Source organism: Erwinia sp. Leaf53, assembly GCF_001422605.1.
Taxonomy (GTDB): domain Bacteria; phylum Pseudomonadota; class Gammaproteobacteria; order Enterobacterales; family Enterobacteriaceae; genus Erwinia.
Map to the genome: position 1 here is coordinate 373,275 of NZ_LMLK01000001.1, position 25,684 is coordinate 398,958.

26 protein-coding genes are annotated in these 25,684 nt (G+C 59.5%); 16 read left to right on the forward strand and 10 right to left on the reverse strand.

What is annotated here, in order from left to right; translation table 11 throughout:
- Positions 1–195: 195 nt before the first annotated feature.
- On the reverse strand, positions 196–735 hold the full coding sequence (locus ASF13_RS01640) for a YggT family protein (protein WP_056231762.1): 540 nt from the start codon (positions 733–735) through the stop codon (positions 196–198).
- Positions 736–756: 21 nt separating this feature from the next.
- Entirely contained in the window at positions 757–1,455 is a 699-nt protein-coding gene (locus tag ASF13_RS01645) for a YggS family pyridoxal phosphate-dependent enzyme (protein WP_056231765.1), read from the reverse strand.
- Positions 1,456–1,470: 15 nt separating this feature from the next.
- Here ASF13_RS01645 and ASF13_RS01650 point away from each other — a divergent pair, with 15 nt between their 5' ends.
- Positions 1,471–2,463 carry a type IV pilus twitching motility protein PilT gene (locus ASF13_RS01650; RefSeq protein WP_056231768.1) on the forward strand — a complete coding sequence of 331 codons (993 nt, stop codon included), beginning with the start codon at positions 1,471–1,473 and terminating at the stop codon, positions 2,461–2,463.
- 116 nt (positions 2,464–2,579) lie between these two features.
- Here the strand turns inward: ASF13_RS01650 and ruvX are convergent, their stop codons facing one another.
- From ruvX to metK, 8 genes are all read right to left on the reverse strand, one after another.
- Entirely contained in the window at positions 2,580–3,002 is a 423-nt protein-coding gene (ruvX, locus tag ASF13_RS01655; RefSeq protein WP_199177616.1) for a Holliday junction resolvase RuvX, read from the reverse strand.
- Positions 3,002–3,565 (reverse strand): YqgE/AlgH family protein, encoded by a 564-nt coding sequence (locus ASF13_RS01660; RefSeq protein WP_056231773.1) that lies wholly within the window; start codon positions 3,563–3,565, stop codon positions 3,002–3,004. Before ASF13_RS01660 ends, ruvX begins: the two co-directional genes overlap by 1 nt.
- A gap of 91 nt (positions 3,566–3,656) precedes the next feature.
- Positions 3,657–4,601 (reverse strand): glutathione synthase, encoded by a 945-nt coding sequence (gene gshB / locus ASF13_RS01665; protein ID WP_056231776.1) that lies wholly within the window; start codon positions 4,599–4,601, stop codon positions 3,657–3,659.
- A gap of 54 nt (positions 4,602–4,655) precedes the next feature.
- A complete protein-coding gene (gene rsmE, locus ASF13_RS01670) occupies positions 4,656–5,387 on the reverse strand; it encodes a 16S rRNA (uracil(1498)-N(3))-methyltransferase (protein WP_056231779.1) in 732 nt (243 codons plus the stop codon).
- Positions 5,388–5,440: 53 nt separating this feature from the next.
- Positions 5,441–6,154, reverse strand: coding sequence for a deoxyribonuclease I (endA, locus tag ASF13_RS01675; protein ID WP_056231781.1), 714 nt, complete (start codon positions 6,152–6,154; stop codon positions 5,441–5,443).
- Between the two features lie 119 nt (positions 6,155–6,273).
- Positions 6,274–6,786 (reverse strand): SprT family zinc-dependent metalloprotease, encoded by a 513-nt coding sequence (locus tag ASF13_RS01680; RefSeq protein WP_056231784.1) that lies wholly within the window; start codon positions 6,784–6,786, stop codon positions 6,274–6,276.
- Positions 6,787–7,035: 249 nt separating this feature from the next.
- Complete coding sequence (locus ASF13_RS01685; RefSeq protein ID WP_056231787.1) at positions 7,036–8,433, reverse strand: sugar porter family MFS transporter; 1,398 nt, start codon at positions 8,431–8,433, stop codon at positions 7,036–7,038.
- Positions 8,434–8,910: 477 nt separating this feature from the next.
- Complete coding sequence (metK, locus tag ASF13_RS01690) at positions 8,911–10,065, reverse strand: methionine adenosyltransferase (RefSeq protein ID WP_056231790.1); 1,155 nt, start codon at positions 10,063–10,065, stop codon at positions 8,911–8,913.
- 822 nt (positions 10,066–10,887) lie between these two features.
- Here metK and speA point away from each other — a divergent pair.
- The 15 genes from speA to ASF13_RS01770 all read left to right on the forward strand — a co-directional run bounded on the left by speA (position 10,888) and on the right by ASF13_RS01770 (position 25,684).
- Positions 10,888–12,864 carry a biosynthetic arginine decarboxylase gene (gene speA / locus ASF13_RS01700; protein WP_056231796.1) on the forward strand — a complete coding sequence of 659 codons (1,977 nt, stop codon included), beginning with the start codon at positions 10,888–10,890 and terminating at the stop codon, positions 12,862–12,864.
- A 151-nt stretch (positions 12,865–13,015) separates the two neighbouring features.
- A complete protein-coding gene (speB, locus tag ASF13_RS01705) occupies positions 13,016–13,939 on the forward strand; it encodes an agmatinase (RefSeq protein ID WP_056231798.1) in 924 nt (307 codons plus the stop codon).
- A gap of 675 nt (positions 13,940–14,614) precedes the next feature.
- A complete protein-coding gene (locus ASF13_RS01710) occupies positions 14,615–14,935 on the forward strand; it encodes a non-heme iron oxygenase ferredoxin subunit (protein WP_056231801.1) in 321 nt (106 codons plus the stop codon).
- Entirely contained in the window at positions 14,935–15,243 is a 309-nt protein-coding gene (locus ASF13_RS01715; protein ID WP_056231802.1) for a recombinase-like helix-turn-helix domain-containing protein, read from the forward strand. Before ASF13_RS01710 ends, ASF13_RS01715 begins: the two co-directional genes overlap by 1 nt.
- A 12-nt stretch (positions 15,244–15,255) precedes the next feature.
- Positions 15,256–16,284 carry an aromatic ring-hydroxylating dioxygenase subunit alpha gene (locus tag ASF13_RS01720; protein ID WP_056231803.1) on the forward strand — a complete coding sequence of 343 codons (1,029 nt, stop codon included), beginning with the start codon at positions 15,256–15,258 and terminating at the stop codon, positions 16,282–16,284.
- A complete protein-coding gene (locus ASF13_RS01725; protein WP_056231807.1) occupies positions 16,284–17,033 on the forward strand; it encodes an SDR family oxidoreductase in 750 nt (249 codons plus the stop codon). The genes ASF13_RS01720 and ASF13_RS01725 overlap by 1 nt, the downstream gene beginning before the upstream one ends.
- 15 nt (positions 17,034–17,048) lie before the next feature.
- Positions 17,049–17,840 (forward strand): IclR family transcriptional regulator, encoded by a 792-nt coding sequence (locus ASF13_RS01730; protein WP_056231809.1) that lies wholly within the window; start codon positions 17,049–17,051, stop codon positions 17,838–17,840.
- 93 nt (positions 17,841–17,933) lie between these two features.
- A complete protein-coding gene (locus ASF13_RS01735) occupies positions 17,934–18,863 on the forward strand; it encodes a VOC family protein (protein ID WP_056231812.1) in 930 nt (309 codons plus the stop codon).
- Positions 18,860–20,059 (forward strand): NAD(P)/FAD-dependent oxidoreductase, encoded by a 1,200-nt coding sequence (locus ASF13_RS01740; RefSeq protein WP_056231815.1) that lies wholly within the window; start codon positions 18,860–18,862, stop codon positions 20,057–20,059. The genes ASF13_RS01735 and ASF13_RS01740 overlap by 4 nt, the downstream gene beginning before the upstream one ends.
- A gap of 13 nt (positions 20,060–20,072) precedes the next feature.
- On the forward strand, positions 20,073–21,308 hold the full coding sequence (locus tag ASF13_RS01745) for an MFS transporter (protein WP_056231818.1): 1,236 nt from the start codon (positions 20,073–20,075) through the stop codon (positions 21,306–21,308).
- Positions 21,309–21,321: 13 nt separating this feature from the next.
- A complete protein-coding gene (locus tag ASF13_RS01750) occupies positions 21,322–21,855 on the forward strand; it encodes a cupin domain-containing protein (protein WP_056231820.1) in 534 nt (177 codons plus the stop codon).
- Positions 21,852–22,634: an alpha/beta fold hydrolase gene (locus ASF13_RS01755; RefSeq protein ID WP_056231823.1), complete on the forward strand. Its 783-nt coding sequence runs from the start codon at positions 21,852–21,854 to the stop codon at positions 22,632–22,634. Before ASF13_RS01750 ends, ASF13_RS01755 begins: the two co-directional genes overlap by 4 nt.
- Positions 22,618–23,412: an SDR family oxidoreductase gene (locus ASF13_RS01760; protein WP_056231826.1), complete on the forward strand. Its 795-nt coding sequence runs from the start codon at positions 22,618–22,620 to the stop codon at positions 23,410–23,412. Before ASF13_RS01755 ends, ASF13_RS01760 begins: the two co-directional genes overlap by 17 nt.
- Positions 23,413–23,421: 9 nt before the next feature.
- Complete coding sequence (locus ASF13_RS01765) at positions 23,422–24,204, forward strand: aspartate dehydrogenase (protein ID WP_056231829.1); 783 nt, start codon at positions 23,422–23,424, stop codon at positions 24,202–24,204.
- Between the two features lie 10 nt (positions 24,205–24,214).
- Positions 24,215–25,684, forward strand: coding sequence for an aldehyde dehydrogenase (locus tag ASF13_RS01770; protein WP_056231831.1), 1,470 nt, complete (start codon positions 24,215–24,217; stop codon positions 25,682–25,684).

Here is a 25,684-nt window from a genome sequence, read left to right on the forward strand (position 1 = left end):
ACCTACCCCCCAAATCCGCCTGAATCAACCGTTTAATCGTTCAGCATGTCACATTGCGCATTTCGCACAGATTTAACCAAGTATTTTTCGTCGTGGGAAGGCGGCAACTGAGTAAACCCCGGGGCTTACACAAGTAAGTGACCGGGGTTTGCGAGGGCAGCCAACGCACCCACGGCGGAAAAGACGCCGGTTAAATCAGAACTGGGCCCAGCCGGGGATATACTCGAGTCCGATGAAATTCAGCATATACAGGATCAAAATCACCGCCATCGCTGAGAAATCAATGCCGCCCATTGCCGGAATAATGCGGCGAATCGGGGCCATCAGCGGCTCGGTCAGCTGCACCATCACCATGTCGACCGGGTTGCGACCCTGGCTGACCCAGCTCATCAGTGAACGAATGATGATCACCCAGAACACCAGCATACCGGCTGATTTGGCGACGATCACCAGCCCCAGATAGAGGAAGATCGGATCGGGATAGTACAGGCGCAGGGTGATCGGCCCCAGCAGCACCGCCAGCACCCAGGCGAGCAGCAGCGAGGCGGTATCCAGCGGCCCGATGGACGGGATAACGCGCCGCAGCGGTTTCACCACCGGCTGGGTAATTTTAACCACGAACTGTGAAAACGGATTGTAGAAGTCACAGCGCGCCCACTGCATCCAGATGCGCAGCAGCAGCACTTTGATGTAGATAGCAATTACCGTTGTGACCAGAAAGTTCAACGCTAGCATGGGGTTCCTTAGTAGTTGGGGTTAACTGCGCGCCGTGTAGTCACGTGCGCCAAAGATGGCGGTGCCAATGCGTACCATCGTACTGCCCGCGGCAATCGCCGCGTCCATATCGTCACTCATCCCCAGTGACAGGGTGTCCACGTCCGGATAATCCTGTTGCAGTTGATGGAACGCATCGGCCATCTGCCGGCACACCGCCAGCTGACGGTCATAGTCGGCTTCCGGTGCCGGAATGGCCATCAGCCCGCGCAGCGCCAGCCGCGGCAGCCGGGCAATCTCCTGGGCCAGCGCCGGCAGGTCTGCCAGCGCGATGCCGGATTTGCTCTGTTCATCGCTGATATTGACCTGAATCAGCACGTTAAGCGGCGGCAGTTCAGCCGGGCGCTGTTCGTTCAGCCGTGCGGCAATGCGCAGACGATCGACGGTGTGGCACCAGGCAAAGTTCTCCGCCACCAGGCGGCTTTTGTTCGACTGCAGCGGGCCGATAAAGTGCCAGATCAGCGCCGGGTTATCCAGCTGCTGGATCTTATCCACGCCCTCCTGCACGTAGTTTTCACCGAAGCACAGCTGCCCGGCGGCGACGGTTTCCTGAACCGCGCTCGCAGGTTTTGTTTTGCTGACTGCAAGCAGCGTAATTTCCTGCGGATCGCGCCCGCATCGTTGTGCCGCCGCTGAGATCCGCTGGCGGACTTGCTGTAGGTTGTGCTCTGTCGAACTCATAGTCAGGGAATTAATATGGATATTGAAGAGTTAGTGGCCCTCAGTGTAAAGCAAAATGCCGGGGATCTGCACCTTTGCAGTGGTTATTCGCCGTTCTGGCGTCGTCATGGCCGGCTGGAGCCGATTGGCGAGCGGCCGCCGCTGACGGGCGACGGGCTGGAGGCCTTCGCCATGCGCTGGCTGAGCACGGCGCAGCATCAGGCGCTGCACCTGCATGGTCAGGTGGATTTCGCCCTGACGCTGCCGGAGGGCACCCGGCTGCGCGCCAACCTGTTTCGCCAGCGTCTGGGGCTGTCGCTGGCGCTGAGGCTGATCGCCAGCGACTGCCCGCCGCTGGTTTCGCTGCGCCTGCCGGCGATAGCCGACGCGCTGCTGCTGCAGGAAGAGGGGCTGGTGCTGATCGTCGGCGCGACCGGCAGCGGCAAGTCAACCACGCTGGCCGGGCTGGTGGGGGCGATGAACCAGCAGCAGCAGCGGCATATTCTGACCCTGGAAGACCCGGTGGAATTTATTCACCACAGCGCAAGTTCGCTGATCCAGCAGCGCGAGCTGGGCCTGCACTTCAGCCGCTTCAGCGACGGGCTGCGTGCGGCGCTGCGGGAAGATCCGGACGTGATCCTGCTGGGCGAGCTGCGCGATGCCGAGACCATTCAGCTGGCGCTGAGCGCCGCAGAAACCGGCCACCTGGTGCTGGCCACGCTGCATACCCGCGGCGCGGCGCAGGCGGTGGAACGGCTGGTGGACGTGTTTCCGGGTAGTGAGAAAAATCTGGTACGCAGCCAGCTGGCCGGCAGCCTGCAGGCGGTGCTGGCGCAGAAGCTGGTGGCGGCACCTGAGGGCCGGGTGGCGCTGTTTGAGGTGCTGGTTAATACACCGGCGGTGGCCAATCTGATCCGCGAAGGCAAAACCCATCAGCTGCCGGCGCTGATTCAAACCGGCAGCCAGCAGGGCATGCAGACCTTTGAGCAGAGCCTGGCGGAGCGGCGCAAAGCGGGGGTTATTGTATGACCAGCATCAGAAAAGTGATGGATCAACAGCGTGGATCCCTGGCCGAAAACTATTGCTGGCGTGGTGGCGGCGCTGGATGCCATCATCACCAACGTCTGAGCAAGCCGCCGGCGTGTTCAGGCGTAGTGATTCTCGAACCAGCTTTCCAGAATGATCACCGCAGAGAGCGAGTCTACGCTGCCCTTGCTTAGCGCCTTAAAGCCACCGCGTTCGAACAGTTCAGCACGGGCCTCAACGGTGCTGAGCCGCTCATCATGCAGGTCGACCTGTGCGCCGAAGCGGCCGTGGATGCGGTTAGCGAACTTGCGTGCACGCGCGGTCAGCGGCTGTTCGCTGCCGTCCATATTCAGCGGCAGGCCAACTATCACCCGATCGGGCTGCCACTCTTTTAACAGCGCCTCAATTTTGCCCCAGTCGGGCGTGCCGTCCTGCGCCTTCAGCGCAGCCAGCGGACGGGCGGTACCGGTCACCTGCTGACCAATGGCTACGCCGATGCTTTTCGTGCCAAAATCAAAGGCTAACAACGTCATATGGCTCATCAGGCGTGACCCGCTTCACTGGTAATATTGTGGATATCAATGCCGATGCTTTTTGCCGCTTCGCGCCAGCGCTCGGCGATCGGCGTGCGAAACAGGATGTTGCTGTTGGCGGGGGCGGTCAGCCACGCGTTTTCCAGCAGCTCCTCTTCCAGCTGGTCTTTTTCCCAGGCGCAGTAGCCAAGCGCCACCAGCACCTGCTGCGGCTGCTGCGCGGTGCCCATCGTTTCCAGCACGTCGCGTGAGGTGGTGATCACCGTATTGTCAGACACGCGAATGCTTGAACCAAAGCTGCCCTGCGACGAATGCAGAATAAAACCGCGATCTTCCGCCAGCGGGCCGCCGGAAAAGACCGGCTTATCCAGCTTAATGGCCGGATCGCGCGAGTCCGTGTCGATCTTGAGTTTCTTCAGCATACCTTCGACGGTCAGGTTCTCCATCGGCTTATTGACGATCAGCCCCATTGCCCCGTCATCGTTATGTTCACAGATATAAACCACCGAGCGCCGGAACATGGGGTCCTGCAGCGCGGGCATAGCAATAAGAAAGTGATGCTGTAAATTCATACTTAGTCGTCTTGCAGTTCCAGCGCCCGGCTGCAACCAGACGGGCGGTGAAGGGGTGGGCACAGGGGCAACTCCGGCCCCACGGTGGCTATCAGGCCAGGCGTTTCTCGATGGCATCCATCAGCATACCGGTGATCGAGATCGGGAAGGCCGCTTCGATTTCACGAATACAGGTCGGGCTGGTGACGTTAATTTCCGTCAGGCGATCGCCGATGATGTCGAGGCCAACAAAGATCAGCCCTTTCTTTTTCAGCGTTGGGCCGATGGCGCGGGCAATCGCCCAGTCACTTTCGCTCAGCGGGCGCGCTTCACCACGGCCGCCGGCGGCCAGGTTGCCACGGGTTTCGCCGGATTTAGGGATACGCGCCAGGCAGTAAGGCACCGGCTCGCCATCAACCACTAATACGCGCTTGTCGCCATCTTTGATCGCCGGCAGGAAGTTCTGCGCCATGCAGTAGAAATTACCGTGCTCCGTCAGGGTTTCGATAATCACCGAGAGGTTAGGATCTTCCTTCTTCACGCGGAAGATAGAGGCACCGCCCATCCCGTCCAGCGGCTTAAGGATAATGTCGCCGTGCTGCTGCCAGAATTCGCGGATCTGGCTGGCGTTACGGGTCACCAGCGTGTCCGGCGTATGTTCGGCAAACCAGGCGGTGAACAGTTTTTCGTTACAGTCGCGCAGACTCTGCGGTTTGTTGACGATCAGCGTGCCCTTATCTTCGGCGCGCTCCAGGATGTAGGTGGCGTAGATAAACTCGGTGTCAAACGGCGGATCTTTACGCATCAGCACCACGTTCAGGTCGGACAGCGCAATATCCTGCTCGCTGCCGAAGGTGAACCACTGCTCATAGTTTTGCTCAACGCTCAGCAGGCGGGTGCGCGCCCGGCCTTCACCGCCGCGCAGATAGAGATCGTTCATCTCCATATAATGGATTTCATAACCACGGCGCTGTGCTTCCAGCAGCATGGCAAAGCTGCTGTCTTTTTTGATATTAATCGACGTGATCGGGTCCATCACGATGCCAAGCTTTATCATTCTTTTCTCCGCTTTGCGTATTCTGACGCTCAGATTTGATGAAATTAACGGTGTTCAGCCCAGATCGCCAAAGCGAACCTGCAGCGCGGTAATGGCCGTAAGCGCGGTGGTTTCCGTTCGCAGCACCCGCGGCCCTAACAAAATGTCGGTAAAGTCATGCCCGGCGGTCATGGCAATCTCAGCCGCGCTCAGCCCGCCTTCGGGGCCAATCAGCAGCCGCACGCGTTCCACCGGCAGCGGCAGCGTGTTGATGCTGTGTTCGGCTCTCGGATGCAGGTTTAACTTCAGGCCGGCTTCCGGCTCGCTGCACCAGGCTTCCAGCGTCATCGCCTCCCGGATCTCCGGCACGCGGTTGCGGCCACACTGCTCACAGGCAGCAATGGCGATCCTGTGCCACTGCTGCAGCTTTTTCGCCATACGTTCGGCGTCCAGCTTTACTCCACAGCGTTCAGAAAACAAGGGGGTGATAACATTAACCCCAAGTTCTACCGCTTTCTGGATGGTAAATTCCATTTTTTCACCGCGTGACATCACCTGGCCCAGGTGCAGATCCAGCGGCGATTCACGGCTGTCGGCGCGGACGTCACCAATACGCACGCGCACGTTTTTTTTATCCGCCTGCACGATTTCAGCGCTGAAGGCGCGATCGGAGCCATCAAATAACTCCAGAAACTGGCCTGGCACCATGCGCAGCACGCGGCCGACGTGGTTAGCGGCCTCATCGCAGAGCGCCGTTTCGCTACCCGGCTGCAGCGGCTCGGGGTGATAAATGCGGGGAATACGCATGGAAGTCCTGTAAAAGTTAAAAAAGTCGCTTTGTTCAGCGCGGTTAAGCCATTCTACCGCTGGCAGGCCTGCTGTACATAGGGGTTATGATTGCCCTGAACCCGGGCGATACGTTTATCACGTTCGCACTCCCAGCTATTAACCGGATTGAGCTTTGACCAGGCCGTCATCAACTGCGTCTGCTGGCTGGACATAGAAATTTTGTACTGGTCGCGCATATAGAACCAGGTGCGGGCAATCGCCCCACGCGCCTGCTGCGGCGGTTCCGCCAGCTTGTTCTTAAAGTCGACCTTCATCGCGCACTGGCCATACTGACCTTCGCCGCCGCGCCACTGGCCGTACATAAAGTTAGCACGGTCGCCGTTAACCTCGCCAACCGATGGCTGCAGATTGTGTAAATCAGACTCGATTCGGCGGTAACCGGCGTCTTTCGCACAGTTTTTGCGCCCGCCCTCCTGCCAGCACTGCAGCTGGTGGCCAAAGGTCCAGGCCGGGACCACGTGTTCCCACTCGATCCTGCTGGCGCGCTGTGCATTTTTTCTCACCTGATAGCCGCAGGAGGCGAGGTCAGGCGTGCCTTTCTTACCGGTCCAGCTGATTTTACAGCCGCAGTAAAAGCTGCCCGGCGCATCGGCGTTGATCTCTACCGCATAGGCCTTGGCCTGGCTGAAGCTGTTTTGTTGAAATTTATCGGGGTTCAGGGCATGGCTCAGCCCCGGTAAACAGGCCAGCACGGTCGCCAGCGGGAGGATTGTTTTGTGCAGCATATTCCGGAAAATCTGTCATCCATAAGGGGGCTGGAGAGTAACAGAAGTGCCGGAAATTGCGAATAATGAGCTTATAAATCAGCCATTTTTCGTCTGTATTACGGATTTATCTGGCGTGTTTACGCGTTTGGAAACTCGCCGGGCTGTAAAATATCGCCGCACTGCAGGCAGCGGTACTGGCTGTCGCCGCGCAGCACGCGGTTATGGCGGCGTACGGTGAGCTGATGCTGCTGGCAGCGGCAGCGGTAGGGAAACACGTTGCTGCGCACCGAGTTGATGGCGAACTGATGGGTACGGCGGGCGGGAACGCCAAGCACTTTCTCCATCATCCATTTCCACTCTTTGCCGTGCGGTGCCACGCGGCCAAAGTGTTTCCACACCAGCAGGTGAGCCAGCTCGTGCGGCACGACTTCATCAATAAACGCCTGCTGGTTTTCCAGCAGCAGTACCGGGTTCAGGCGGATTTCCCAGCTTTCCAGCCATGCGGTACCGGCGGCGGTGCCGCGCTGCTGCCAGACCACCTTCGGTTCCGGATAATTGCGCTCCAGCCGCTGGTTGGCCTGCTGCAGCTTGTCGCGCAGCGAGCGCATCACGGCCTGCTGCAGGGCGATGGGAAGTCGTTGAGGTTTCATCTGGCAGAGAATACGGGGGCAGGGAGGTGAACACAAGGAGGAACGCAAGCGGGGAAGCGTCAGGGATGCAGGGGCGAGTGCTGAGCGGCGCGGACGTAAGTAACCGACGAGAACAGGCGGGGTGGGGAAGAGCCTGGCGGGCGGGCAGTGCAATTGTACAGCGGGAGCGCCTGCTAAAACGGGCCAGCGGTTAAGCTGGCCCGTTGACAGCCGGAGTGACGTTCCGGCAGCAGGCTGAAAGAGCGAGGATTAGTCGCGCTGGCCGATATCGCGCAGCTTTTTGCCGCTCAGCAGGTTGCGCTCGATGTGCTCCAGCGAGACGTTCTTGGTCTCCGGGATCAGCCAGATGGTCAGCAGGATAAACAGCACGTTCAGCCCGGCGTAGACCCAGAAGGTGTTGGCGTTGCCCAGCGTGTTCAGCATGGTCAGGAAGGTGGCCCCGACGATCATATTGGCGATCCAGTTGGTGGCGGTAGAGACGGTAATACCGAAGTCACGCCCCTTCAGCGGCTGGATCTCAGAGCAGAGCACCCAGATCAGCGGACCGGCGCTCATGGCAAAACCGACGATAAACATCAGCAGCATCGCCACGGCAAAGTACTGCGCGCCGGCGGAGTGAATGCCGATATGCAGCATGGTGCCGAGGATGCCCATGCCCAGCGCCATCACCAGGAAGCCCAGCTTCAGCGTCGGCTTACGTCCCCAGCGGTCCACCAGACCAATGGCGATAAAGGTCGCCAGCACGTTAACCAGGCCGACGATCACCGTGCCCCACATCTGCTGGGTGGTGTTGGCAAAGCCGGCAATTTCAAAGATTTTCGGCGCGTAATACATGATCACGTTCATGCCGGTAAACTGCTGCATCACCTGCAGACCGACGCCCAGATACACTGCCCGACGGAAGTTGCCGTTGCTGCGGAACAGCTGCCAGCCGGACTGTTTGATTTTCAGACTTTCACGTATCTCATCCAGTTCGCGTTTGGCCTGCTCGCTGGTATCCCGCAGCCGGTCCAGCACGCGCTGGGCATCGCGGAAGTTGCCTTTCGCCGCCAGCCAGCGCGGGCTGTTGGGCAGGAAGAACACGCCGACTAACAGCAGCAGGGCCGGAATAGTAATGATGCCGAGCATCCAGCGCCACTCGCCGCTGGCGCTGAAGGCGGTGTCGGAGAGGTAAGCGGCCAGTATGCCGATGGTGATCATCAGCTGGTACAGCGAGATCATGCTGCCGCGGATTTTCTCGGGCGCGATTTCAGACAGGTACAGCGGCGCGGTGTAGGAGGCCACGCCAACCGCCAGCCCCAGCAGCACGCGGGCGACGATCAGCATTTCAGGGTTCGGCGCCATCGCCGACCACAGGGAACCGATCACGAACAGCACCGCCCCGATCATCAGGCTCTTCTTACGCCCGAGGTAGGAGGAGAGCCAGCCGCTGCCGACCGCACCGATCGCCGCACCAAACATCATTGAGCTGACGATCCACTCCTGCTGGTGGGCCGTGACGGAAAAGTCTTTCGCGATGAACGGCAGTGCGCCGGCAATCACGCCGATATCCAGGCCGAACAGCAGGCCGGCCAGCGCGGCGAGGAAGCAGACAAACAGGGTCATGGTCTTGTTTGACGTTCTGCTGCGTTTGTTATTATCAGGCATAGCGCCTCCGTTAAATAAAACTGTTATAGGTTGTTTTAAGCGTAGAAAACCGGGGTGCGTATCGCGTGCGACAGATCACACTGATGTAATCGGTTACAAGCTGAAATATCTGAAAACACCTTGCCAAAGCACACCCGGCGTGAAAATGAAGTTAAACCATAGCAGCTTATTGCTTCGCTGCTTGACCTGCAGAGCGCCTGGCAGATGGCGCTGAAAATGGCGCATTTTAAGGTAAAGTCTGCGATTTTAGTAATGTTAATGACAGGAAAAATAAGGAAAATAGTTAGTGTAACCGTTACCATTTTCATTTTAAGAATTTCCTGTACCGATCGGCCAGTGAAAACCCATTAAGCGGCAAGGAACAAGTGACCTGCCGCTGAGGCAGGCCAGCAGTTTATCGGTGAGAAAAGGGGGGAGAGCGGTGAGCGGCAGGCAAAAAAAAGGGCGCCCGCAGGCGCCCTGATGACCGGCCGGAACTTACTTCAGGCCAGCCGCATCGCGCAGCAGCGCGGCTTTGTCAGTTTTTTCCCACGGGAAATGCTCGCGACCAAAGTGGCCGTAGGCAGCGGTTTCGCGGTAGATCGGGTGCAGCAGGTCGAGCATTTCGATCAGGCCATACGGGCGCAGTTCAAAGAACTCGCGAACCAGCAGGGTCAGTTGCTCGCTGGGAACTTTACCGGTACCGAAGGTTTCCACCATGATGGAGGTGGGTTCAGCCACGCCAATCGCGTAGGAAATCTGGATCTCACAGCGGTCGGCCAGGCCGGCGGCCACGATGTTTTTCGCCACGTAGCGCGCGGCGTAGGCTGCAGAACGGTCAACCTTTGACGGATCCTTACCGGAGAACGCACCACCGCCGTGACGGGCCATGCCGCCGTAGGTATCAACGATGATTTTACGCCCGGTCAGGCCGCAGTCGCCCATCGGGCCGCCGATCACAAAGCGACCGGTTGGGTTGATGTGGTATTTGGTGCTGGCGTTGATCCATTCCGCAGGCAGAACCGGCTTGATGATCTCTTCCATCACTGCTTCACGCAGATCGCTGGTCGACACGTCTTCAGAATGCTGGGTTGACAGCACCACCGCGTCGATACCGACAATTTTGCCGTCATCGTACTGGAAGGTGATCTGGCTTTTCGCGTCCGGGCGCAGCCACGGCAGGCTGCCGCTCTTACGCACTTCTGACTGGCGCTGCACCAGACGGTGCGCGTAGGTCACCGGCGCTGGCATCAGCACGTCGGTCTCGTTGGTGGCGTAGCCAAACATCAGGCCCTGGTCACCGGCACCCTGCTCCAGCGGATCGCTGCGGTCAACGCCCTGATTGATATCCGGTGACTGCTTGCCAATCGCGCTCAGTACCGCGCAGGAGTTGGCATCAAAGCCCATATCAGAATGAACATAGCCGATATCGCGTACGGTCTGACGGGTGATCTCTTCGATATCCACCCATGCGCTGGTGGTGATTTCACCGCCAACCAGAACCATACCGGTCTTCACATAGGTTTCGCAGGCCACACGGGCTTTCGGGTCCTGCTCGAGGATGGCATCAAGCACGGCATCAGAGATCTGATCGGCGATTTTATCGGGATGTCCTTCTGATACGGACTCGGATGTAAAAAGGTGTTTAGCCATTTTATTCTTTACCTTGAATATTCGGGTTAAAAATCGACTGCATAGCGCGAAGACTGGAAACCAGCCCGGAGACTCAGACTCAGCGCCCCCACAGGCAAAGCCATGAGCAGTACAGATGTACGGTAAAACAGGACGCTTAGAAGTTAACCAGTATAGACGGATTAACATCTGGACGGCTATTCTAGGTTAGTCATTAAGCGGATTGCCAGCATTTTTTGATGGAAAGACGGTTTTCGCTGGGCTGAAAAGTGGCAAAAAATCCTGACAGAGGGCGCATTTGACATAATTTCATTTTGCAATTGATGCCGTCGGGCTGTATAAAACGCCGTTGCCCGTGACGATGACGTTGTTTCGGCACCCGGCCCGTCAGCGACGAACCCCTCGTGCTGGCTTTCACCCGCAGATTTTGTCTTTACCGCACGCCGTCCGGTGTGTGTGGAGGTGATAACAGTAATGAACCAGGATGTTATCCAGTCAGGTCATTTACGCCACGCCGGCGTACTCTCCGCCCCTTCATTTCGATCGTCTTTTCGCTCTTTTTGTCGATGTTTTATGCGCGTTGGTCATAATCCCGACACTGGCGCAGGCTAATCTTCTCGACAGTGTGACCCGGTTCTCTCAGATTATCCTGAGAGTTGTCGCTGTGCTTCTCTGACTCGTACTACGGAGTCCGCCACGTGTTTTACAATGTTATACTGCAGAAACCGAGTTTTGCGGTGTTTCAGTCCGCCTGGCTGAAAATTTGCGCTATGGGTAAGTGGCCGCAGCAGCAGGGTGCTGCCGCGGTAAGCTGTATTGATTCATTACCATTTGAGGTCTGCGATGTCTGACGACATGAAAACAATCAAGGGTTCGTCAGCTGGCGAACAGGGTGCACTCCGCTCAATGCAGGAGGTGGCCATGAGCGATCGCGATGCCAGCAAAATGCTGCGCACCTACAATATTGCCTGGTGGGGCAATAACTACTACGACGTTAACGAACTGGGGCATATCAGCGTTTGTCCCGATCCGGACGTGCCGGAAGCTCGCGTCGACCTGGCGAAGCTGGTCAAAGAGCGCGAGGCCGAAGGCCAGCGCCTGCCGGCGCTGTTCTGCTTCCCGCAGATCCTGCAGCACCGCCTGCGCTCCATCAACGCGGCGTTTAAGCGCGCGCGCGAGTCATACGGCTACCGCGGCGACTACTTCCTCGTCTATCCGATCAAGGTTAACCAGCACAAGCGCGTCATTGAATCGCTGATCAACTCCGGCGAACCGCTGGGGCTGGAAGCCGGCTCGAAGGCCGAGCTGATGGCGGTGCTGGCGCATGCCGGCATGACCCGTTCGGTGATCGTCTGTAACGGCTACAAAGACCGCGAATATATCCGCCTGGCGCTGATCGGCGAGAAGATGGGCCACAAGGTCTATCTGGTGCTGGAGAAGATGACCGAAGTTAAGCTGGTGCTGGAAGAAGCCGAGCGCCTGAACGTGGTGCCACGGCTGGGCATTCGTGCGCGCCTGGCGTCGCAGGGCTCTGGTAAGTGGCAGTCGAGCGGCGGTGAAAAATCCAAGTTTGGCCTGTCAGCCACCCAGGTACTGAAGCTGGTGGATATTATGCGCGAAGCCGGGCGTATCGAGAGCCTGCAGCTGCTGCACTTCCATCTCGGTTCGCAGATGGCCAATATTCGCGACATCGCCACCGGCGTGCGCGAGTCGGCACGTTTCTACGTTGAGCTGGCCAAGCTGGGCGTCAACATTCAGTGCTTTGACGTCGGCGGTGGCCTTGGCGTCGACTATGAAGGTACCCGTTCGCAGAGCGACTGCTCGGTCAACTATGGCCTGAACGAATATGCCAACAACGTGATCTGGGCTATCGGTGACGCCTGCGAAGAGCATAACCTGCCGCACCCGACGGTGATCACCGAGTCCGGCCGTGCGGTCACCGCGCACCACACCGTGCTGGTCTCCAATATTATCGGCGTTGAGCGCAACGAGTTCAGCGAGCCGCAGGCTCCGGCCGCCGACTCACCGCGCCCGATCGCCAGCCTGTGGGATACCTGGCAGGAGATGCACGAGCCGAATAACCGCCGCTCGCTGCGCGAATGGCTGCATGACAGCCAGATGGATCTGTTCGACATCCATACCGGCTACTCACAGGGCACCTACGATCTGACCCAGCGTGCCTGGGCCGAGCAGCTTTATCTCAGCATCTGTCACTATATCCAGCAGCACCTGGACCCGAGCAACCGCGCGCACCGCCCGGTGATCGACGAGCTGCAGGAGCGCATGGCCGATAAGATATACGTCAACTTCTCGCTGTTCCAGTCCATGCCGGACGCGTGGGGCATCGATCAGCTGTTCCCGGTGCTGCCGCTGGAAGGCCTGGACAAGGTGCCGGAGCGCCGTGCGGTGCTGCTGGATATCACCTGTGACTCTGACGGCACCATCGATCACTATATCGACGGTGACGGCATTGCCACCACCATGCCGATGCCGGAGTACGACGTGGAAAACCCACCGATGCTCGGCTTCTTTATGGTCGGTGCCTATCAGGAGATCCTCGGCAATATGCACAACCTGTTCGGTGATACCGAAGCGGTGGACGTGTTTGCCTTCGCCGACGGTTCGATCGAAGTGCAGCTGTCAGACGAAGGTGATACGGTCGCCGATATGCTGGAGTACGTGCAGCTGAAGCCGGACGAGCTGCTGACCCACTTCCGCAACCAGATTAAGCAGAGCGACCTTGACGACGATCTGCGTGCGCAGTTCCTCGAAGAGTTCGAGGCCGGGCTGTACGGGTATACTTACCTGGAAGACGAGTAACAGAATTTTATCACTAACGGCGGCGGGCGATCCCGCCGGTAAACACACTATCCCTTCCTCGTCGGGTTAACGACGCGGTGGGGATTTTTTTTAGCGCAATAAGCACATCCGCACCGCAACCAACCGGTGCTTAAGAAAGAAAGGAGTGGTTATGAATACCAACACGTTAGGCAATCAGTACGACAACTCGCTGGTGTCCAACGCCTTCGGTTTTCTGCGTTTCCCGCTGAACTTCCAGCCGTATGACAGCAACGCCGAGTGGGTGATCACCGGCGTGCCGTTTGATGCTGCCACCTCAGGCCGTCCGGGCAGCCGCCTGGGGCCGGGCGCAATCCGCCAGATCTCAACGAACCTGGCGTGGGAAGGCTGCCGCTGGCCGTGGGAGTTTGACCTGCGCCAGCGCCTGAACGTGATCGACTGCGGTGACCTGGTGTACGCCTTCGGTGACGCGCAGGACTTCAGCGACAAGCTGCAGGCGCACGCCGAGAAGCTGCTGGCCAGCGGCAAGCGCATGCTGACCTTCGGCGGCGATCATTACATCACGCTGCCGCTGCTGCGCGCGCATGCAAAAACCTTCGGCAAAATGGCGCTGATCCACTTCGATGCGCATACCGATACCTACTCCAACGGCCCAACCTTTGACCACGGCACCATGTTCTGGACCGCGCCGCAGGAAGGGCTGATCGACCCGGCGCATTCGGTGCAGATCGGTATCCGCACCGAGTTCGATAAGTCACTGGGCTTTAACGTGCTGGATGCCGCGCAGGTCAACGATCGCAGCGTTGATGACATCATCGCCGAGGTGAAGAAGATCGTCGGTGATATGCCGGTCTATCTGACCTTCGACATTGACTGCCTGGATCCGGCGCACGCGCCGGGCACAGGTACGCCGGTGATTGGCGGCCTGACCAGCGATAAAGCCAGCAAACTGGTGCGCGGCCTGCAGGGGCTGAATATCGTCGGCATGGATCTGGTGGAAGTGGCGCCTGGCTACGACCAGTCGGATATCACCGCGCTGGCGGCTGCCAGCCTGGCGCTGGATATGCTGCACGTGCAGGCGGCCAATAAGGGCTGAGCCTGTAACGCGACACCCTGCCGATCGTAACGGGGCAGCCAGCCGCTGCCCCGTTTTATCTCTCTTGCTGGCCTCTCACCATGATTATGCGGTCTGCTGTTCCGGGTCCGCGCACTGTCTGATTTTCACTCCCATTCTCCTGAACTGCGCCGTTTCATCCCTTAGTTCCCCTGAGTCAACAACCCGGATCCCGTGTTTCCCAATGCTGACAGCAACTGGACAGTCTCTGATATTTTTTATTTTCTCTAATCATTCTGGCAGGCTAAAAGGTGAGTTTGTTATTTTAAATGATTTTTTTCGACGGGTACTGGCGGTTTTTCTGTATTTAAGGTGAGATATTTTTTGTCATTACATGTTTTTGTTGTTTTTTAAATGATGTCTTTTACTATTTTGAAGTTGTTTTTTTGGCGTTTTCTAAATGTTTTATTTGCAGTAATTTTTTTTAATCCATTGTTTTTAATGGTTAAGGTTGTTTTGTTTTTTTGTTTGTTTATTCTATTGATTCTGATTTGTTTTATATTTTCGTGATCTCTTGCACAGTTGCTCCAGATATTCTCGTCAATCCTGTTTATTGCCAGTTTTGCATATTGCTTATTCCTCCTCTGGTTATATATTGGCCGTGTTGAATGTGAGACAGCGTTTCAAATATGAAACTGATGGCGGGGGCAGGAAATAATGAACTGGAAAACGGTATGCAGTCTCTCGCAGGTACGGGAGGATTTTCCCTACGCGGGTAATGTCAGCGGTAAAGAGATCGGTATTTATCAGGTTGAGGGTGAGTTTTATGCCATGGAAGATATCTGTCCGCACGCCTGGGCTCTGCTGAGCCAGGGATTTGTCGAGGACGGGAAAGTGGAGTGCCCGCTGCACGAAGCCGTATTTGATATCAAAACCGGGCGCTGTCTGCGTGAACCCGGCGGACGCGACCTGCAGATTTATCCGTTGCGGGTGGTGGATAACCAGATCCAGATTGCATTAATCGGGGAGGAACAGTGATGAGCAGTGATACCGATTTTAATCCTTATCTGCCGGGCAGCGCCCAGTTTTTGCCGCCAGGAGAGGGCGGTAATGGTGCCATCCATCATCCGGGCAATTATCAGAATATTATCTGGCAGACCCGCCAGCGGCAGCCTGACAAGTTTGAAATCGCGCTGATCGCTGCACTGGAGTCGCTGTTTGAACAGGGCCAGGAGTCCGTCGCAGGGCTGGTTCTGGCGCTGAATCAGCAACGCGTATTTGACCGTAGCGGCAGCGCCTGGACGGAAGCCAGCTTCTGCGATTTCTTACGTATTAACGGCTACTGAGCGGAGGTCATCATGGGCGATACAGAACACTATCTTAATCAGGGGTTGCGCGGGCTGTGGTATCCGGTGCTGGCCAGCTGGGAAGTCCAGTCGGCTCCGGTCGGTATCACTCGCCTTGGGCAACAGATCGTCGTCTGGCGTAATCAACAGGGCGAACTGCAGGCGCTGGAAGATCGCTGCCCGCACCGCGGTGCTCGCTTATCGATGGGCTGGAACCTCGGTGACCGTATTGCCTGCTGGTATCACGGTATCGAAGTTGCCGGCAGCGGTACGGTAAAAGATGTGCCTGCGGTAGCAGGCTGTCCGCTGGCGGGCCGGCAGTGTGTGCGTACGTATACGATTCAGGAAGCGCATGGTGCAATCTTTATCTGGTTTGGTGTTACGGCAGAGCGGCCGGCCAGTGAACTGGTGTTCCCGGAAGAACTGGCTGATGGTGAGCACTACAGCAACTTTCTGTGCACCGCAGCCTGGAACTGTAACTACCAGTATGCGCTGGAAAACGTGATGGACCCGATGCACGGCACCTACCTCCACTCCTCTTCACACTCGATGGCCGAAGGCGAACGTCAGGCTGAAATGTCACTCCAGCCCACCGACACCGGTTTTATTTTTCAGAAAGAGGGGCAGAAAGGGGTCAACTTCGACTGGGTGGAGTTTGGCGAAAGTGGCGCGCAGTGGATGCGGCTGTCGATCCCTTACCGGAAACGCTTCGGGCCGGGCGGGCATTTCTGGATCGTCGGCATGGTGGTGCCGGAAGATGAGAACCGCTGCCGGGTGTTCTTCTGGCGTATCCGCCAGGTCAGCGGCTGGCAGCGCGATATGTGGCGCTTCCTCTACCGCAACCGGCTGGAAGGGCTGCACTGGGACGTGCTGGAGCAGGATCGTGTGGTGCTGGAAAACCTGGCCCCGGATGCCCGCCAGCATGAGTTCCTGTATCAGCACGATGTCGGGCTCTCCCGTCTGCGCCGCATGATGCAGAAGGCTGCACGGCAGCAGCTCGGGCAGCTGGCCGAAGATCCGCAAGTCAGGGAGCCACTGTGATGAGCGGGCTACTGGCGGGAAAACGCATCGTGGTGACCGGGGCGGCACGCGGACTGGGCTGGCAGTTTGCGCAGGATATTGCGGCACAGGGGGCAACGCTGGTGATGCTCGATATCCTGGCGGATGAGCTGCAGCGCCGTTGTGCCGATCTGCTCCAGCAGGGGTACCAGGCTGAGTATCTTAGCGTGGATATCTCAGACCCCGGATCGGTGACGGCGGCATTTGCCACCCTTGCCCGTGGCGGTGGAATTGATGGCCTGGTCAATAATGCCGGGCTGGCAACCGGTGTCGGCGGTAAAAACCTGCTGGATCACGATATCGAACTGTGGGATCGCGTGATGCAGGTCAACGTGCGTGGCACCTGGCTGGTGAGCCGGGCAGCTGTGCCGCTGATGTCGTCAGGGAGTGCCATCGTCAATGTGGCTTCTGATACGGCGCTGTGGGGGGCACCCCGTCTGCTGGCATACGTTGCCAGCAAGGGGGCGATTATTGCCATGACCCGCTCAATGGCGCGGGAACTGGGCGAACGCCGGCTGCGGGTGAATGCCATTGCGCCAGGCCTGACGCGGGTTTCAGCCACCGATTATGTCCCCGCTGCGCGCCATCAGCTCTACGAACAGGGGCGGGCCCTGGCCGGGGAGCAGCATCCGCAGGATGTCAGCGGCAGCGTGGTGTGGCTGCTCTCCGGGATGTCCGGCTTTGTGACCGGGCAGCTGCTGCCGGTCAACGGCGGTTTTGTCTTTAACTAGGGAGCGAAGGCTGTCATGGACGAACAACCGCAGGGCTGCCGTTATCTGATGCCTGGCCTGCAGCGGGGGTTGCAGCTGCTGCTGGCATTTGGTGAACAGCATCGCGAGATGACCTTTGCCGAGCTGCACCGGCTGGTGGATATGCCAAAAGCCAGTGCCTGGCGTGTGGTACAGACCCTTGAACACCTTGGCTTCATTGAGCGTAACCCGCGTAATGGCACCTACAAGCCGGGCATCATGATCCTGCGGCTGGGGTTCGAATATATCGCGTCACTGGACGTCGCGCAGCTCGGCCAGCCGGTGATTGAACGGCTGCGAGACCTCAGCCAGTGCAGCAGCCACCTGGCGATTCGCGATGGCTGTGACCTGATCTACATCGCCCGGGTCAGTGCCGCCAATGCCAGGGTGAATCAGGTCAGTATCGGTACGCGGCTGCCGGTACAGCGTACCTCGCTGGGGCGTATGTTGCTGACCGGCGTCAGCCGCGATGACTTTGAGCAGCTGTTTCCGCGCCCGATGTTGCCGGGCAATGCGCACGGCGATGTGCAGGATCGCGAAGGGTTATGGCAGATGGTGCAGGACGACAGGGTACGCGGCTATGTGATTGGTGAATCGTTCTTTCGCCGCGGCATCTCATCCATTGTCTATCCGGTATTTAACCGTGCGGGCAGCGTGGTGGCAGTGATCAGCATTATGGTGCCGGTCGATGAGATCCCGTCCGGTGACCGGCCGCGATTACAACAGCTGGTGGCGGAGGCCGCCGCAAAAATCTCGGGCTTGCTGGGGCACCACCCGCCCGCAGAGTAGCTCTGTTCCGGATGACTATCGGGCGCGCGCCGCGCGCCGGGGGCGTCTGCACGCCGAAATTCTGAAAACTGATGATTATTGAGGCAATTGATTATGAGCATCACCGGCATCGAAAAGCTTGAATTTGGCGTGGAAGACCCGGCGCTGTGCAGCAAATTTATTACCGATTTTGGCCTGTCGGCCGCGGGTGAAGCCGGCAGTCACCACTATCAGACGCTGAGTGGCGCACAGGTGGCTTTCTACCCGATCGACGATCCGCAACTGCCCCCGGCGTTTGAGGCCGGTTCCACGCTGCGTCGCATCACCTGGGGAGTAACCGATGCGGCGGCGCTCGCCGCCGTGCGCCAGCGTCTGTGTGAGCTGCCTGATTTTAGCGAACAGGACGGTGTGCTCAGCTGTTGCGACCCGAACGGCATGGCCCTGCGGGTGGCGATTGGCCGCCAGCAGCCGGTCAGCCTGCCGGTGCTGCCGATCAATCAGTGGGGTGACATACGCCGGGTGGATCGGCCCAGTCCGGTGTACCAGCAGGCCACACCGGTCAATATCGGTCATGTGGTGTTCTTCGTCACTGACCTGGCACAAACTGAGCGCTTCTATCGTGAACTGCTGGGCTTCCAGGTTTCAGACCGCTATGTCGATCGCGCCGTGTTCTTACGCTGTGGTGCTCACGGCGGCCATCACAATCTGTTTCTGTTGCAACTGCCCGGCGGCAAACGCGGGCTGAATCATGTGGCCTTCACCGTGCGCGATATCCATGAAGTGATCGGCGGTGGCCTGGCAATGAATAAGCAGCAGTGGAGCACCTTCATTGGTCCGGGTCGCCATCCGGTCTCCTCGGCCTATTTCTGGTACGTCAACAGCCCGACGGGCGGTGCGTTTGAGTACTACACCAACGAAGACTGGCTGACAGAAAACTGGCAGCCACGGGAGCTGGAGCACTCACTGACCTCGTTTACTGAATGGGCGGTAGAGGGGGGGATCGACTACACCACCCGTCGCCAGCAGAAGGAGAATATACGATGAGCGCCGGGATGGTGATTATCGGCGGGGGCCAGGCCGCAGGCTGGGTGGCCAAAACGCTGCGCGACAGCGGTTATCAGGGAACGATTAGTGTCATCAGCGATGAACCCTGGGATTTTTACGAGCGGCCTCCGCTCTCCAAACGAGCACTGTTGGAAGCCGATGCCCCGCTGAGTCGCCTGTTCAGTGAAGAGCAGCAGGCGGCGCTGGATCTGACCTGGTATCGTCCGCTGCGTGCGGAGCGTATCCAGCGGCAGCAGAAATCGGTGCTGCTGAGTAACGGTCAGTCCGTGCCCTACGACCGTCTGCTGATTGCTACCGGTAGCCGTCCGCGTCTGCCGGGGCGCGAGTGGCAGAACCATCCGCGCGTTCATACCCTGCGCAGCTGGCATGACGCGCTGTCCCTGAAGTCCGCTCTGGCTGACTGCCGGCAGCTGGCGGTGGTCGGGGGAGGCTGGATCGGCCTGGAGATTGCCGCGTCGGCGCGCAGCCTCGGGATTGCGGTGACGCTGTATGAACGCCAGCCCAGGCTCTGCCAGCGTAGTGTTGATGCGGCTGTTTCACAGGCTTTACTGACGTTGCACCAGCAACAGGGGGTCAGCATTCATTGCGATTGTGGCGAGATGCGGCTCGCTCATCAGCACGGATTGCCGCAAATCAGCTGTGACCAGGTACCGCTACGGTCGTTTGATCGGGTGGTGGTCGGGGTCGGGGTGGAACTCAATCTGGAACTGGCGCAGCAGGCGGGGCTGGAGGTCGGCAACGGCATTGTGATCGACGATCGCGGGCAAACCAGCGATCCGGCGATTTATGCCGTGGGTGACGTGGCGCGACATCCGCGCTTTGGCTTCTCACTGCAGTCCTGGGCTTTTGCGCAGAATCAGGCGATTGCCACCGCGAGAGCACTACTCGACCCCGCTGCACCGGGTTACGACGAGATCCCGTGGTTATGGTCAGATCAGTATGGCATCAACATGCAGATCCTCGGCCTGCCGCAGGGGCAAGGCAAAACCGTGGTACGCCAGCAAAGTGACAGCACGCTGTGGTTCCGCCTGGGCGAGGACAACTGCCTGCAGCAGCTGGTGAGCTTTAATGACGCGCGCAGCATTAAGCTGGCGAAACGCTGGATCGGTACGCAGCGGCCACTGGATGCGCAGCAGCTTGCCGATCCGGCGTTTTCGCTGATGACGCTGCGCTGAACGGGGAGGAGCTATGATCGCCACTGAACATCCGTTAAATCCCGCTCAGGGTAGCGTTGCTGACAGCGAACCGGTTCGCTGGTCGATACCGCTGGCGCTGTTTGCCTGCGTACTGCTGGCCTTCTTCGATAAAGTCAGTATTGCCGCGCTGTTTTCCGATACTCACTTTCAGCAGGCGATGGGGCTGAACTTCGACACGACCCGCCTGGGGCTGCTGCTGAGTGCGTTTCTGCTCAGCTACGGCTGCTCGTCGATGTTGCTGAGCGGGCTGGGCGATCGCGTTGATCCACTGAAGCTGCTGAGTGGGCTCATGGTGCTGTGGTGCCTGCTGATGCTGGCGATGGGCCTGTGCCACTCTTACCGTATCATGCTGCTGCTGCGCATTACGCTTGGCGTGGCAGAGGGGCCACTGTTTCCGCTGGCTTTTGCGGTGGTGCGCCACAATTTCCCCCGTCACCTGCAGGCACGCGCCACCATGTTATGGCTGCTGGGTACGCCACTCGGGGCGGCGATTGGCTTCCCGCTGTCGCTGTTTATCCTCAACCATTTCGGCTGGCAGTGGACCTTCTTCTGTATGTCGCTGCTGACCGTGCCGGTGCTGGTGTGCATCCGCCTGGCGCTGCGTAACCTTAAGCGTGGCGAAGTCTCTCCGGCGCTGGCCCGGCCACGCAGGATGGCGCGTTCCGTACTGTACCGTAACGGTCACTTCTGGCTGATCTGCCTGTTCAATATCGCGTTTCTTACCTACCTGTGGGGGATCAACGGCTGGCTGCCCAGCTACCTGGTGGAGGGAAGGGGTATCAACCTGGGGCAGGTGGGCTGGCTTTCATCGTTGCCGTTTATCGCCATGCTGATCGGGGAAGGCGTGGGTGCCTGGATCTCCGACCGTATCGATCGCCGGGCGCTGGCCTGTTTTATCTCACTGGCTGGCGCAGCGCTTGGTTTGCTGACGGTGCTGCACCTGCGGCAGACCGGGTTGTTAATCACCGCGATGAGTGTCAGCACCTTTCTGTGGGGAGCCGGGGCACCCAATATCTTTGCTCTGCTGGCGAAAGCCACCCCGCCGGAGGTCAGCGCGACTGCCGGTGGCATTTTCAACGGGCTGGGAAATGTTGCCGGCGCGCTGGCCCCGCTGGTGATGGGCATGCTGATTGCTTCCACGCACAGCATGGATAGCGGACTGATGTTTCTGGTGGTGATGGCCGCGCTGGGATGCGTGCTGTTGCTGCCGCTGTTGCAACGTTACTGAGGAGTGACAAGCTATGTCAGAGACTGAAAAAACGGCCGTCAAACCGGCAGGCATCCCGATGGATGCCTGGGTGGAATCACGTATCGCGCGTTTTAGCGGGCGTAAATATGACTGGAGTGCGCTGAAGTTCCAGGCAGATTTCGATCCGAAATACCGCCGGGCGCAGATGCGTTACATCGGAACCGGGGCAACCGGCGTTGCGGCTGATGGCAATACCGTGGAGGCAGAACATTTCACCTTCTCTACCATGGTGCTGCCAGCCGGATGTGAAGGCCCGCTGCATCTGCACGACGATGTCGAAGAGGTGTTCTTTATGCTGAAAGGCAGCATCACGCTGATGGTGAAAGAGGGCGATAACTACTGCGAAACCGTACTTAACGAACGCGATCTGATCTCGGTGCCTGCCGGGGTGTACCGTGGCTTATTAAATCACGGTGAAGAGGAAGCGCTGATGTGCGTCATGCTCGGCTGCGCTAAACCGCGTATCCCCACCTATCCCGCCGATCATCCGCTGGCGGGTGTTAAGCGTAATCCGGTCGCCTCATGACCGCCTGGCAGGAGAGCGGAACGGGGCCGGCACTGGTGCTGCTGCATGGCATCAGCTCCGGCAGCGCCAGCTGGCACAGGCAGCTGAACGATCCGCGGCTGCAACGTTGCTGCCGCATACTGGCGTGGGACGCCCCCGGATACGGCGACAGCGCTCCCCTGGCGGCAGAAAAACCGACGGCGGCCTGCTATGCCGGAGCGCTGGCGCGGATGCTCGATGCGGCAGGGGTCGGGCAGGCGGTGGTGGTCGGGCATTCGCTGGGGGCGTTGATCGCCTGTGCGTTTGCGGTGCGTTACCCGGAGCGGGTCAGCCGTCTGGTGCTGGCCGATCCGGCACAGGGATATGGCGGTGCACCGCCTGCAAAGCAGCAGGAGATTATTCATCAGCGTCAGCAACAGCTGGCGGGCGGGCTGGAACAGATGGCGCAGCAGCGCGCCCCCGCCTTATTACGCCCGCAGGCCGATGAGTGCGATGTTGCCACGGTGGCCAAAGGCATGCGGCGGCTGAACGTGGCGGGCTTTCTGCAGGCGGTCTCGCTGCTGGCGCAGGGTGATATTCACCGCTGGCTGGCAGAAATCCGGCTGCCTGTCGAGGTGTGGTGCGGCGATCGTGATGCGATTACGCCGCCTGCCGGCGCACAGGCGCTGGCTTACCGCTGGGGGGTACCATTTGTGACTATTCCCCTGGCCGGCCATGCCAGCTATCTCGACGGCGCGGCGTTTTTCAACCGTCAGCTGCTGAGGCTGCTCACAGGAGAAGGTGATGAATTTACAGATTAAGGGGCGGGTGGCGGTCGTCACCGGTGGCTCCTCAGGTATTGGGTTTGCCACCGTGAAACTGCTGCTGGCGGCAGAGGCAAAAGTCGCCTTCTGCGGGCGTGATCGGGGGCGGCTGGCCAGTGCCGACGCGGCGCTGCGCGAGGCGTTCCCTCATGCTGAGATGCTGCCTTACTGCTGCGACGTGCTGGACCCGCAGCAGGTCGGCCGTTTTGCTCAGGAGGTAGGTCGCGAGTTTGGCGCGGTGGATATGCTGATCAACAACGCCGGGCAGGGCTATGTCGCTCACTTTGACGCTACGCCACATGAGGCCTGGCTACGGGAGGCCGGGCTGAAACTGTTCGGGGTAATCCATCCGCTGCAGGCGTTTCTGCCACTGCTCGAGCAGTCGGATATCGCGTCTGTGACCTGCGTGAATTCGCTGCTGGCACGCCAGCCTGAACCGCACATGATCGCCACGTCGGCGGCACGGGCTGCGTTGCTGAATATGACGCTGAACCTGTCTAACGAGCTGATCGTTAAGGGTGTGCGGATCAATTCGATTTTACTGGGCATGGTGGAGTCCGGTCAGTGGCGTCGTCGCTATCAGCAGCGTCAGGATCCGGTGCAGAGCTGGGAAGCCTGGACTGCGGAGCTGGCCACAGAACGCGGTATTCCGATGGGGCGGCTGGGGAAACCGGAGGAAGCGGCGCAGGCGTTGCTGTTCCTGGCTTCACCGCTGGCTTCCTTTACCACCGGTGCCGCGCTGGATGTGTCCGGCGGCTTCGCCCGCCAGCTATAGGGATCGCCGATGAAAAAAATAGTGTTGATTGGCTACGGCGCGATGGCGCAGGAGCTGATTGCCCGCCTGCCGGAGGGCGTTTGCGTCGGCTGGATTGTGGCACGCGAACACCATCATGCCGCTATCCGCCTGCGCTTTGGCGGTGAGGTTACTCCCCTGCTGTCGCCCCTTGCGTGCCCGGGAAGGCCCGATCTGGTGCTGGAGTGCGCCAGCCAGCAGGCGGTTGCTGACTTCGGCCAGGGGGTGCTGCAACGCGGCTGGGGGCTGGCGGTGATCTCTACCGGTGCGCTGGCAGACGATGCCCTGTATCGGCGTTTGCGCCAGGCGGCCAGCGCCGGGGGGGGGCGCCTGACGCTGCTTTCCGGGGCGGTAGCGGGCCTTGACGGGTTGACCAGCGCACGAGAGGGCGGCCTGGATAGCGTGCTTTATCAGTCCTGTAAAAACCCGCTCAGCTGGCGCGGAAGCCTGGCAGAGACGCTGATCGATCTCGACGCAGTCCGCCATCGGGAGGTGTTTTTTCGCGGCAGCGCCCGGGAAGCCGCGCTGCGTTTTCCGGCCAATGCCAACGTGGCTGCCACGATTGCGCTGGCGGGGATCGGTTTGGATCGCACACGGGTTGAGCTGATCGTTGATCCTGACACGCAGTGCAACTGTCACCGCATCCATGCCGGTGGTGGATTTGGCGAACTGTACCTGGAGATCCACGCTCATCCGCTGCCTTCTAATCCGAAAACGTCCATGCTCGCGGCGCTGAGTGCTGTTCAGGCCTGTCGCCAGTTGCTGGATCTCTGAAGGAGTCCTCATGGAAAATCTGAAACTCTACCTGGCCGGAAGCTGGCGTGAAGGGGGCGGAGAACGCTTCTGCAGTACCTTTCCCGCCGACGGCTCAGTCAATGGCTGGCTGCGGGCTGCCAGTCTGGAGGATGTGGAGCTGGCGGTACAGGCGGGAGAGCGTGCCTGGCGCGATCCGCACTGGCGCAGCATGCCCGGCCATCAGCGCGCGGCCATTTTGCATCGGGCGGGCGATCTGATTACCGCACGGCTGGAACCACTGGCCGAACTGCAAACCCGCGATAACGGCAAGCCACTGGCGGAAACGCGCGGGCTGGTGGCCAGTGCGGCAGCCACCGCCCACTACTTTGCCGCCGCCTGTGAGGTGCTGGAGGGGGAATTGCCGCCACAGCGCAGCCGCGAGGTGATGACCTTCAGCACCTGGGAGCCGATCGGGGTGGTGGCGGCTGTCACCCCGTGGAACTCACCGATAGCCAGTGAGATGCAGAAAGTTGCGCCGGCATTGGCAGCGGGTAACGCGGTGATGCTGAAACCGGCCGAGGCTACGCCGTTGATGGCGCTGCAACTGGCGGCAATCTTTGAGGAGGCGGGGCTTCCCCCTGGGCTGTTCAGCGTGCTGCCGGGTAAGGGCAGCATTGTGGGCGATGCACTGGTGCGCCATCCGCTGGTGAAAAAAATCTCATTTACCGGCGGTACCCGCACCGGGCGGGCGCTGGCGCATATTGCGGCCGACAAGCTGATTGGTACCTCGCTGGAGCTGGGTGGAAAGTCACCCACTATCGTGCTGGCAGATGCAGATATCGAACAGGCGGCGCGGGGGATCTGCTACGGCATCTTCAGCTCGGCAGGTCAGGCATGCATTGCCGGTGCGCGGCTGTTTGTGCACCGTTCCGTCTGGCGACCGCTGCTGGACCGCCTGCTGCAGCTGACCCGTGGGCTACGCCTCGGTAACCCGCTGCAGGCCGGTGTTCACCTCGGCCCGCTGATTTCGCCGCAGCACCGGCAGTCGGTTGCCGACTATGTCGCGCTGGCCCGTCGCGAGGGCGGCGAAGTCTTATGTGGCGGTGAGATCCCCGCCGACCCGGCGCTGGCGGCGGGTAACTGGTTCCAGCCAACCATTATCACCGGGTTAAGCAACGCTGCGCAGGTCTGCCAGGAGGAGATTTTCGGCCCGGTGCTGGTGGCGATGCCCTTTAACGATGAAGAGACGCTGATCGCCGCGGCCAACCATTCGGTCTACGGCCTGGCTGCCGGGATCTGGACGCGGGATGTTACCCGGGCGCTGGCGCTGGCCGCGCGGCTTGAGGCCGGCACGGTGTGGATTAACACCTACAAAGTATTTTCAGTCTCCACGCCGTTTGGTGGTGTTAAACAGAGCGGCCTCGGGCGGGAAAAAGGGCTACAGGGGCTGCGTGCCTGGATGCAGCAGAAAAGCATCTATCTGGCCACGGGCCCAACGATCAACCACTGGAGCGATTAA